We start from the raw sequence: 10,825 nt of genomic DNA on the forward strand, positions 1-10,825 counted from the left end.
CGCACCGGCCGAAACCCCGAGTACGTCCAGTACGAGGGCTTCCGGCCGCCACGCCGAGAGCACGCACCAAACGCCGCTCCTCAACGGGCAAACGTCGCCTGCCGCGGCACTAGGGCCTGTCGTTGGGATCAGGTCGCAGGGATACGGCGGTGCTTCTCGATGGGCGGTGAGCCCCGCGTCTGCGGCCTGATCCAAACGACAGGCACCAGGGCGGATCAGCTCGCCAGGGCGATGAGCCGGTCGGCCAGGTGCGCGAACGGGCCGTCGGCCGGCTCGTCCTTGACGATGCCGCGCAGCAGCGCGGCCATCTCCTCGTCGTAGGCGGCACTGACCGCGGCGAGGGCGGCGAAGTCGTTCACGAGCTGGGGCTCCAGCTCCTCCCTCGGGATGCGCCGGCCGTCCAGCCAGATCAGCGCCGTCGACTCGGCGAGGGAGATCCAGGAACGGACGACCAGTTCGAGGCGCGCGGGCGGATCGGTCACGCCCAGGTGCGAAAGGATCTGGATATACGCGGCCTGCCGTACGGAGTCGACGAGCGCGTTGGTCGTGGAGGAGCCGACGGCCGGGCCGCCGCGCATGAGGGCCGAGAAACCGGGCCCGTGCTCGTCCACGAAGTCGAAGTAGCGGCGCATCACGCGCAGCAGCCGGGACCCCAGCGGGCCCTCGTGCGGCTCCACGAACCGGGCCGCCAGATCGTCCGAGGCCCGCTGCAACGCGGCCTCGTACAGGCTGAGTTTGCCGGGAAAGTAGTGGTAGACCAACGGGCGTGAAATGCCCGCGGCCGACGCTATCTCGTCGATGGAGACCTCGTCGGGCGAGCGGCGGCTGAACAGTTCGAGGGCGACGCCGATCAACTGCTGCCGCCGCTCCTCGACTCCCATTCTGCGGCGAACCCCGGTAGTCATACGAACACCTTACCGATTGATTCCGGCCTCGAACGGGCCGGATCGATCGCGGGGTGCCACCGGCCTCACGGGACGGGCCCGAAAACGACCCTCGTCAGCGCAGCCCGCGGAGCGAACGACCGTCCTTCAGGGTCCCCTTGAGCTGAGCCTGCGCCCCCTGCTCGGCCCGCACGGTCAGCAGACTGCTCTGCGCCGCCCCGCTCACTCCGCCCGTCGCCCGGATCGACGCGGTCTCCCGGCTCCCCGCGGCCAGCAGGTACCAGTCACCGGCCTTCGCCTTCCACAACACCCCGGCCAGCACATGCGGGTCCCGCGGCCCGCACGCCGGGACGTTCTCGGCCTGCGCCGCCGCCGCCCCGTACGTCCCGCCCGGTGTGTGGAACTGGGCCAGCACCCGCGCCCCGCCGCCCCGCCAGGTCTCGGCCCGGGTACACACCCACGCCGCCGAGCCGCTCGCGTCGGGCAGCGGCTGCTCGTTGAACGCCCAGGCGTTGACGCTGCGCACCCCCGCCGAGCGCACGATGCTCAGGGAGCAGGCGAACGGCTGCCAGGTGTGCAGCGCCGCGGCCCCGGACACCTCGCGCGGGGAACCCGGCCGTCCGACGGTGAGCCGGGCCGGGACCAGTTCGCCGAGGTCGGTCAGCAGCCGGGTCCCGGCGCCGTCGGTCACCTGCAGCACGTTCCACGAGGAGCAGGGGCCGGACCGCAGGGCCGGGCTGGCCAGCGGTGCGGTCACTCCGTCGGTGAGCGCGAGGTCCATCGCGCCCGAGCCCGGCTTCATCAGGTCCCGTTCGCCGGCCTTGCGTACCCAGGGGGCCGTCAGATAGCGGACATTGCCGTCGGACCGGCCCAGGACGACCGCGCCCGCCTCGGCCCGGCCGGCCCCGTCGACCCGGGCGAAGTCGAGGGCGGCGCCCTGGGTGCCGTCCGTCGGTTCGGCGTACCGGGCGATGCGCAGACCGTCGTAGAGGATCACCACGCGCGCCGCGTCGACCGTCCCCGCGTACAGCAGCTGGGGCGGTCCGGCCGGGCCACCGGACAGGGTGCCGGGGGTCACCGACACCTGGACCGTCTCGCCGGGGCGTGCCCACACGGCCAGGGCTCGGCGCAGCAGGGCCTTGTCGCCGGTCAGGTCGCCGCGGGCCGGCCACACGGAGAAGTCGGTGCGCGCCGAGCTGCGCCAGGCGGACGCGGGCATCCGCGTCACCTTCGAGGGGTCGAGGGCTGCCTGCGCGGCCGGGTTGCGCGCGTAAGGGGGCGCCGCGGCGCCCTCGGGGCCCCAGCCCTCACCGGGCAGGCCGAGCAGCGCCCCGCACACCAGCAGCGCGGCACCGGCGACCAGGGCGGCCCTCAGGTGCTGGCGGCGGCGCATCAGGTCGGTGGGCCGTGCCTGGAGCGAGCAGGGGTCGAACTCGGGGGAGTCGAGCAGCCCGTACTGGGCGGGGATCCCGTCGGCCTCCAGGAACGCGCCCTCCGGGTCGGCGACGCCCGCCGCCGCGAGGACCTTGCACACCTCGTCGTCCGTGAGCCGCTCCAGGCCGCGCAGCGCGTACGCGGCCCGGGCCGGGCCCGACAGGGTGGACAGCCGCTGGTCCAGGGCGAGTTCGTCGGCACCGCCCGAGCGCGGGAACAGTTTCAGGCCCCATACGTGCGGCAGCAGCGGTGGCAGCTGGGACCTCTTGGGCCACGCCTTCGCCTTCAGCGGCAGCCCCGCCTCCAGCGCCGTGCGCAGCACCTGGAGACGGACCAGGGCGTACCCCGGGTCGCCGTCCCGGCCGGTGGACTGCGCCGGGATCACCGGTGCCGGGGTGCGGGCGCGGGGGAGGGCCCGCTGGGTGAGGGCGTGCGCGGTCAGGACGCGGCGGCTGCGGCCCAGCCCGGGTGGCAGCACCAGATAGGCCAGCCGGACGAGCCGCGGGTAGTGCTCGACGAGCGCGGCCTCGGCCTGCTCGACGTCGACGACCGGGCCGGACGGGGAGGGGGGTGCGGGGCGCTGGGCGACATCCTGTGACTGCACGTTCAGCAGAACGAGCGAATCGTTGGATGGTCACCTGGCCGCGGGGCGTCACGCGCCCGGGTGCTCCCCCGGCTCCACGAGCAGCCGGGCGTAGTTCGCCATGGACCGCTGGTAGCGCGGCAGATGCGGGGCCAGGGCGCCCAGGGCCAGCGCCAATGCCTCCCGGTCGCGGCCGAGGCTCGACAGACACAGGGCGAGACAGGCGCGTACGGGGTCGTCCAGCTCGTCGGACGGCGCGACCAGTTCGGGCGTCAGCAGCGCGACGCCCTCCTCCGCCCGGCCGATGTTCCGCAGGGAGCTGGCCAGCTGGATCTTCGTCCGGCGGGCCTTGTAGGGGCTGACGTCGGCGAGGCCGTTCTCCAGCGCCTCCCGGTACAGGGGGACCGCCTTGTCGGAGCGGCCCGTGGAGTCCCAGGCGCAAGCCTGCTCGAACGGGCCGTGCGGGCTGCCCTCGGGCAGCTCGGCGACCAGGGCTTCCACGTCGGCGCGGAAGCGGGCCTCGTCCTCCTCCGTCTCGGCGTAGTCGTCGAAACGGTCCCACAGGGCGGCCACACGATCTTCCCAGTCCTGATCCACCGGACCACCCTCGCACAACAGTGCACACTGCGGCAGCGGGATATTGAGCGCGGCGGGCTCCTGGGCCGTATCGAAGGCGAGAGCCTCTTGCCGGGGGCTCCGTGCGGCATGCGTCCGGATCGTGCCGTGACAAGGACCGTGCCGACAAGGACCGGAGGAGCAGATGAGGGTGACCCGACCGATGCTCGCGCTGAGCGGCGCGGTGGCGATACTGGCGCTGACCGGCTGCGGCGGATCCGGCGACAAGGACGAGGCGGCCGTTCCGAAGGAGGTGAGCGGCAGCCTGGAGCACATCGCGGCCGAGGCCGACTGCAAGCCGAACATGCAGACCGACGCGGACACCATCCGCCAGGCGCTGTGCAAGAAGGGCAAGGACAAGTACGTCCTCGCGACCTTCTCCACGGATCGGGGCCAGCGCGAGTGGATCAACACGGCCAAGGACTACGGCGGTTTCTACCTGGTCGGCCGCAAGTGGGTGGCCGTCGGCCACGAGGACGTGGTGCAGGCGCTGCGCGGCACCCTGGGCGGCAGCGTGGAGGTGGGGACGAACCACTCCGGTCACTCCTCCGGCGACGGGGGCGGCGGATCGTCGCACTCCGGTCACGGCGACGGCTGACCGGAGTGCTTCGCGCACGGACAGACAAGAGCCGGCGGTGGGAGATCTCCCACCGCCGGCTTTCTCAGTCGGCCGCTACTCGCAGTTCTGGCCGCTGTTGATGCACTGAACCACCTTGTTCATCAGGTTCTCGTCCATGACGTTGATGAAGTCGTTGTGGTCGGTGATCGGCTTGTGCAGCTGCTCCGGGAAGCCGTCCACGGCATACGGGGCCTTGACCTGACCGTTCTCGATGGCCGGGGCGGGCACGTCGTACACCAGGCGGACCTGGAGCTGGGGGATGGCCTGGAAGCCGTTCGGGCAACTGCCGTCCTGCTGGACGAACGCGACATGGTCGCGGTGGTTGGCGCTGTCGATGTTCTGTCCGTCCCAGCAGCTCTGGAAGTTGGACGTGCGCACCACCTGGCTGCCCTGGGGGCAGATCACGTACTTGTCCGTCACCTGCCGGTCCTCGAACCCGGTGCAGCTGAACGAGGTGTTGGCGTTCTTGAGGCCGTTGGTGAACGCCTTGGCGTCACCGGTGATGATGCGCAGGAACTTCGGCATCGCGACGACGTCGCTCTTCTTGTTGCCGACGAACTTCATGTCGGCCTCGCTGGCCTTGAGGATCTTGCCGACGTTGCCCTCGCCGCCACCGCCGAGGTCGCCGGCGTCGAACTCCTGGGTACCGTCCTGCAGACGCAGAACCGGCCAGTAGTAGGTGGACTTGTCCGCCTGGTTCTGGCACGAGGTGGCGGCGTTGGCCAGGTCCTGGTCGCTGGAGAAGCCGTCGTTGTCCTGGTTGCCGACGTAGTCGTGCGTGTGGTGCGCGCCGTTGTCGACACCCGGAGCGACGATCAGGTTGTCGGAGTTGAACAGGTTGTTCTCGTTCACCCCGCACTTGGCGGTGAAGGTGCCGGTGGAACCGGAGTCGCCGTTGGCGGCGAGGCCGTTCGGGAAATTGCGGGAGTTCGGCTGGACATCGTTGATGTTGACGAAGTCGTCCGCGAACGGGCCCGCGGCCCCGTTGCCGTTGTCGTCGACCTGGCCGCCACCCTGGTTCTGGTCGCCGCCCTGGTCCTGACCGCCCTGGTTCTGGTCGCCGCCCTGGTTCTGGTCCTGACCGCCCTGGTTCTGGTCGCCGCCGTTCTGACCATCGCCGTTGCCGTCGTTGGCCTGTGGCTGCTCGGCGCCCATGCCCTGGCACTCGGCGAGCTGTTCGAGGTTGCCCGGGGCCTGTCCGCCCACGCGCCGGATGTTGATGCCGATCCGGTCGATGGCCGCGACCCGCTTCGACTTCAGCGGGCCGAGGATGGCGTTGTTGACGAAGCCCGCGTCACCGGCCTGGGCCCGACGCGTGGAGGCGAGCCGGGAGTACGCCTCGGTGATCTGCTTGTCGAGGTTGGCCAGCTCCTTGTCCACCCCCTGGCGAGCACCGTCCGGCACGTCGGTCAGCTTCTGTCCGACGTCCGGGCACTGGATCGTGGCGATCTGTGCGCCCGCGGACTTCGTCTGGTTCGCCGAGTTCTCCTCGTGCGCCGAGGCGTAGAAGTTTGCCCAGATCAGCCCGCCCCCACCGAGCGCTAGGGCCGCCGATGCGGCAATGGCCTTGGTGGCCAGCGGCGTGCGGCGTTTTCTTGTGTTGCGTCCCATGGAACTCCTCTGACTTCCTTTTCCGGGGGCTTCGAGGCGCCCGACAGGAGTGAAGCGGCTCCCTTCCATACGGAGGCGGTCCCAGGGGTGTTCAGATGTCTCGGAAATTGATGTGAGATCCGTGAGGGCCTTGTGCCCTCAACAGCCCTTTTGGCACCAGGAGTTGTTGACCCTCCACGGTGGGTGAATGGGGATCGTCCGGTTTCACCGGCCGTGGTCGAGATGGGCGAGAACCGCCAGCACGCGGCGGTTGTCGTCGTCCGAGACCTCCAGCCCCAGCTTGGCGAAGATGTTGGCGGTGTGCTTGGCGATCGCCCGTTCCGTCACGACCAGCTTCCCCGCGATCGCCGCGTTGGACCTGCCCTGCGCCATCAGCTCCAGCACCTCCCGCTCCCGGGGCGTCAGCCGCGACAGCGGCCGGTCGTCGCCCGAACGGCGGGCCAGCAGCTGCTGGATGACCTGCGGATCCATCGCCGTGCCACCGGCGGTCACCCGCCGTACGGCGTTCACGAACTGCTCGGCGTCGAACACCCGGTCCTTCAGCAGATAGCCGACGCCGCCGGTGCCGTCGGCGAGCAGCTCGCGCGCGTAGAGCTGCTCCACATGCTGGGAGAGGACCAGCACCGGCAGTCCGGGCCGCTTCCGGCGGGCGTCGAGCGCGCACTGCAGGCCCTCGTCGGTGTGCGTGGGCGGCAGGCGGACGTCGACCACGGCGACGTCCGGGTCCAGTTCGGCCAGCGCGGCGGCCAGTTCGGGCCCGGTCTCGACGGCCGCCGCGATCTCGAAGTCGTGCGCCTGGAGCAGCCGGACGAGTCCGTCGCGCAGCAGGAAGAGATCTTCGGCCAGGACTACGCGCAAGGGATCTCCATGGTGACCATGGTGGGGCCGCCCGCGGGGCTGCTGACGGCCAGGACGCCGTCGAATGTACCCAGTCGCCGCTCGACCCCGGCCAGTCCTGAACCGGCCCCGATCACCGCACCGCCCTTGCCGTTGTCCGTGACGGTCGCCCGCAGCATGCCGTCCGCTCGGTGCAGGTCGATCCAGATCCGGTCGGCGCCCGAGTGCTTCACGGCGTTGGTGAGCACCTCGCTGACGGCGAAGTACGCGGCCGACTCCACGGGAGCCCCGGCCCGCCCGGGCAGCTCCACGCTCACCTCGGTGGCCACCGGCAGCCGCAGCGCCAGCGCCCGTACGGCATCGCCCAGGCCGCGTTCGGCGAGGACCGGCGGGTGAATGCCCCGCACCAGCTCGCGCAGTTCGGTCAGCGCCTCCACGGAGGACTTGCGGGCCTGCGCGATCAGTTCCCTCGCCCGGGCCGGGTCCTTGTCGAGGAGCGCCTCGATGGTGCCGAGGTCCATGCCGACGGCGACCAGCCGGGCCTGGGCCCCGTCGTGCAGGTCCCGCTCGATGCGCCGCAGTTCGGCGGCGGAGGCGTCGACGGCGTCGCGCCGCGTCTCGGTCAGCACCCGCACCCGCTCGGCCAGTTCCCCCTGGTCGCTGCCGAGCACGGCCCGGGTGAGCCGGAAGTGAACGCCGAGCAGGCGCGGGGTGAGGAAGTGCGCGAGGAACAGCAGCACCAGACCCAGGGCGGCCGCACCGAACGCTGACGCCTGCCCGGTGACCGGCACGAACCCGTACCAGTACCCGTCGGGGAAGACCCGCCACAGCCCGAGCGCGAGTGCGAACCCCTCCAGCGGGTAGAGCAGCAGCACCGCCGGGAGCAGCGCCGTGACGAACCCCGCGGTCATGTCGACCGGCAGCCACCGCAGATCCCGCCAGGTCGCCGGGTCGCGCAGCATCCCGAAGGTGCGCGCCCACGGGTTGGCGTCCTTGGGCAGCGGCCGGTACGCCGCAGGGATCCGCACCCCGCCCCACTCCGCCGCGAGGACCCGCCGTGAATTCGCGAACGCCCGCACGCCCGTCAGCGCGTACGGCGTGGTGACGATCCCGACCCCGATCGGGATGAGCGCGATCGAGACCAGAGACAGGCAGAAGCACAGCACCGCCCCCGGCAGGGAGATGAGGGCCAGCGCGAGCCCCCGCACCGCGGCGAGTCCGATGCCCCGCCCTGCCGTCCGCCCGCTGCCGTTCTTCGTGTCCATGGTCATGGCGTCAGTCTCGCCGAGCGCGCCCGCCCGGTCACGGGGCCGGACACCCGTCCGGGCGGTGGTGCTACGTACACCCCGGGGGGGGGGCGTTCAGGCACCGGCGCCGGACGCCAGCACCTTCGCCTCCACCTCCGGATCCAGGCCCGAGCGCGGCCGGTCCGGGCGCTGGGGCACCACACCCCCGAGGTCCTGGAGCCACCGCCAGGTGTCCGCCACGGTCTCCTCCACGGGCCGGCAGACCAGTCCGGACCCGACCGCCCGGGAGACGTCCGCGCTGTGCAGGGCCTCGTACAGGCCGCTGCCCGGCGGCACCCACACCGGCAGCTCGGTCCATGGCTCGATGCCCGCCTCCAGGATCATCCCGGGCTCGGTCCAGCGGAGCTCGGCGGCGCCGCCGGTGACCCGCGCGCAGGCGTCGAGCAACGCGCCCATGGTGGCGTGGCCCTGCGGACTGACCAGGTTGAACGGCCCGCTCAGCTCCCGCTCGGCCGCGAGCACGATCCACTTGGCCAGGTCGCGGACGTCCACGTACTGCAGGGGCAGGTCACGCGGGCCCGGCGCCAGCACCGGGCCGCCGCGTGCCATGCGGCCCAGCCACCAGGGCAGTCGGCCGATGTTCTCGTAGGGGCCGAGGATCAGCCCCGCCCGTACGAGCACCGACCGGTCCGCGCCGAAGGCGTCCAGCACAGCCAGTTCACCGCCCCGCTTGTCCTGCGGGTAGGCGGTCTGCTCCGCGTCGGCCGACGCCCCCGCCACCAGGGGCGCGTCCTCGTCGAACCTGGCGGGCCGGGCCCACGCGTACACCGAGCGGCTCGACACGTACACATACCGGCCGGCGCGGCCCCGCAGCAGCCGCGCCGTGTCCCGCACCGCGCGGGGCGCCGCCGACCAGGTGTCGACGACGACGTCCCACTCGCCCGGGTCGTCGGCGAGGGCGGCCAGTCCGACGGGCGCGGTGCGGTCACCGAGCAACGACCGCACACCCGGCGGTGCGTCGTGCCGCCCCCGGTGGAAGACGGTCACCTCCCAGCCCCGCTCCAGCGCCGCCTCCACGAGGGCCCGCCCCACGAACTCCGTACCACCCAGCATCAGAAGCCTCATGCCGGTGACTCTGCCCGGTCGGGTGGGGGGAGGGAACGGGGATCTGCTGTCAGCAGACGGGGCGGGGCGGGACGGGGCGGGACGGGGCGGGCGGGGCCGGTATCAGTGTGCCGTCGCCGGCACGTACTTATAGCCCACGCGGCGCTCGGTGCGGATCGTGTCGCGGTGCTCCGCGCCGAGCTTGCGGCGCGGACGGGCGATGTGGACGTCGACCGTGCGGCCGTCGCCACGTGTCCGTAGCCCCACACCGTGCCGACCAGTTGGTCGCGGGTGTGCACCCGGCCCGGGTGCACACCAGGTGCGCCAGCAGCCCGAACTCCAGGTACGTGAGGTCGAGCGGATGCCCGGCCACCCGGGCGGTGTGCTGCACGGTGTCGACGCGGATCAGCGGCTCGCCGCCCGGTCCGGCACCGAGGTCCGGGCCGGCGGTCTGCGGCAGGCGCAGCTCACGCGCCGAAATCCCGCGCGTGCGTCCGCCCGCTCTCCGTCAGCACCTTGACCGCGAGGCCCCGTCGATCTCCATGCCCCCACCATGGCACCCCCACTGACAACGCGAGGGGCGCCCACCGCGAACGGTGAGCGCCCCTCGGGAGCCGAGCGGTGCGCCGGTCAGACCTGGCCGGCCTTCTCCAGCGCCGAGCAGCAGGTGTCGACGAGCAGGCGGGTCACCACGTACGGGTCGACGTTGGCGTTCGGGCGGCGGTCCTCGATGTAGCCCTTGCCGTCCTTCTCGACCTGCCAGGGGATGCGGACCGAGGCGCCGCGGTTGGAGACGCCGTAGGAGTACTCGTTCCACGGGGCGGTCTCGTGCAGACCGGTCAGGCGGTCGTCGATGCCGGCGCCGTAGTTCTTGACGTGGTCGAGCGGCTTGGAGCCCTCGCCGAGCGACTCCGCCGCGGTGATGATCGCGTCGTAGCTCTCGCGCATCGCCTTGGTGGAGAAGTTGGTGTGCGCACCGGCGCCGTTCCAGTCGCCCTTGACCGGCTTGGGGTCGAGGGTGGCGGCGACGTCGAAGTCCTCGGCGGTGCGGTAGAGCAGCCAGCGGGCCACCCACAGGTGGTCGGAGACCTCCAGCGGGGAGACCGGGCCGACCTGGAACTCCCATTGGCCGGGCATGACCTCGGCATTGATGCCGGAGATGGCGAGACCGGCCTTCAGACAGTTGTCGAGGTGGGCCTCGACGACGTCCCGGCCGAAGATCTCGTCCGCGCCGACACCGCAGTAGTAGCCGCCCTGCGGGGCCGGGAATCCGCCCTTGGGGAAGCCGAGCGGGTAGCCGTCCTTGAAGAACGTGTACTCCTGCTCGATGCCGAAGATCGGCTCCTGCGCCGCGAACTTCTCCTCCACCTCGGCAAGCGCCGCGCGGGTGTTGCTGGCGTGCGGAGTGAGGTCGATGTTCAGGACCTCGCACAGCACCAGGATGTCGTCGCCGCCGCGGATCGGGTCCGGGCAGGTGAAGACCGGCTTGAGGACGCAGTCCGAGGAGTGCCCCTCGGCCTGGTTGGTGGAAGACCCGTCGAAGCCCCAGATCGGCAGCGCGTCGAGACCGGCGGGCGAGCCCGAGATGATCTTGGTCTTGGAGCGCAGTTTGGCCGTCGGCTCGGTGCCGTCGATCCAGATGTACTCAGCCTTGAAGGTCACGGGCCACATCCTTCGGGGGTGTGTCTGGGCGCGTATCGCGGGTGCTGCGGCGCTGCGGCACCGGTGCGCCGCGTCAACTGTCCGGCAGCGTGCCAACAGGCGATTTCCCGGCCATTGCTCGGATGTGAACCCCGTGTTACCTGGTGTGCCCGTGCCGTACTTCACGCCGAGAGGGCGTGCTGCCGGGTGCGGCGCCATTCACCGGCTCCCCTCCGTCAAGCCGGTGACC

The 10,825-nt window shown here is 71.7% G+C and carries 10 protein-coding genes and 1 pseudogene; 2 read left to right on the forward strand and 9 right to left on the reverse strand.

Features of this window, described 5'->3' with window-relative positions:
* Positions 1-215: 215 nt before the first annotated feature.
* The 3 genes from ABZ281_RS19995 to ABZ281_RS20005 form a co-directional block, all read right to left on the reverse strand.
* Positions 216-905 carry a TetR/AcrR family transcriptional regulator gene (locus ABZ281_RS19995; RefSeq protein WP_356657238.1) on the reverse strand — a complete coding sequence of 230 codons (690 nt, stop codon included), beginning with the start codon at positions 903-905 and terminating at the stop codon, positions 216-218.
* Between the two features lie 94 nt (positions 906-999).
* Entirely contained in the window at positions 1,000-2,922 is a 1,923-nt protein-coding gene (locus ABZ281_RS20000) for a hypothetical protein (protein ID WP_356657240.1), read from the reverse strand.
* A 48-nt stretch (positions 2,923-2,970) separates the two neighbouring features.
* Positions 2,971-3,498: a tetratricopeptide repeat protein gene (locus ABZ281_RS20005; protein WP_356657242.1), complete on the reverse strand. Its 528-nt coding sequence runs from the start codon at positions 3,496-3,498 to the stop codon at positions 2,971-2,973.
* Between the two features lie 163 nt (positions 3,499-3,661).
* Between ABZ281_RS20005 and ABZ281_RS20010 the strand changes: the two genes are divergently transcribed.
* Positions 3,662-4,114 (forward strand): hypothetical protein, encoded by a 453-nt coding sequence (locus tag ABZ281_RS20010; protein ID WP_356657244.1) that lies wholly within the window; start codon positions 3,662-3,664, stop codon positions 4,112-4,114.
* Between the two features lie 75 nt (positions 4,115-4,189).
* On the opposite strand, the gene ABZ281_RS20015 is transcribed toward ABZ281_RS20010, so the two are convergent.
* The 5 genes and pseudogenes from ABZ281_RS20015 to ABZ281_RS20035 all read right to left on the reverse strand — a co-directional run.
* Positions 4,190-5,746, reverse strand: a complete 1,557-nt coding sequence (locus tag ABZ281_RS20015) for a DUF1996 domain-containing protein (protein ID WP_356657246.1) — start codon at positions 5,744-5,746, stop codon at positions 4,190-4,192.
* A 204-nt stretch (positions 5,747-5,950) separates the two neighbouring features.
* Complete coding sequence (locus tag ABZ281_RS20020) at positions 5,951-6,604, reverse strand: response regulator transcription factor (RefSeq protein ID WP_356657248.1); 654 nt, start codon at positions 6,602-6,604, stop codon at positions 5,951-5,953.
* On the reverse strand, positions 6,595-7,854 hold the full coding sequence (locus ABZ281_RS20025) for a sensor domain-containing protein (RefSeq protein WP_356657250.1): 1,260 nt from the start codon (positions 7,852-7,854) through the stop codon (positions 6,595-6,597). The genes ABZ281_RS20020 and ABZ281_RS20025 overlap by 10 nt, the downstream gene beginning before the upstream one ends.
* A 90-nt stretch (positions 7,855-7,944) precedes the next feature.
* Positions 7,945-8,955, reverse strand: coding sequence for an SDR family oxidoreductase (locus ABZ281_RS20030; protein WP_356657252.1), 1,011 nt, complete (start codon positions 8,953-8,955; stop codon positions 7,945-7,947).
* A gap of 102 nt (positions 8,956-9,057) precedes the next feature.
* Positions 9,058-9,352: pseudogene (locus tag ABZ281_RS20035) on the reverse strand (winged helix-turn-helix domain-containing protein); the annotation flags it as partial.
* Between ABZ281_RS20035 and ABZ281_RS20040 the strand changes: the two are divergent.
* Complete coding sequence (locus tag ABZ281_RS20040) at positions 9,254-9,454, forward strand: hypothetical protein (RefSeq protein ID WP_356657256.1); 201 nt, start codon at positions 9,254-9,256, stop codon at positions 9,452-9,454. The pseudogene ABZ281_RS20035 and the gene ABZ281_RS20040 overlap by 99 nt on opposite strands.
* A 110-nt stretch (positions 9,455-9,564) precedes the next feature.
* Here ABZ281_RS20040 and glnII read toward each other — a convergent pair whose 3' ends face one another.
* Entirely contained in the window at positions 9,565-10,596 is a 1,032-nt protein-coding gene (gene glnII, locus ABZ281_RS20045) for a glutamine synthetase (protein WP_356657254.1), read from the reverse strand.
* Between the last annotated feature and the right edge of the window lie 229 nt (positions 10,597-10,825).

It is taken from the genome of Streptomyces sp. NPDC006265 (assembly GCF_040613555.1).
Taxonomy (GTDB): Bacteria; Actinomycetota; Actinomycetes; order Streptomycetales; family Streptomycetaceae; genus Streptomyces.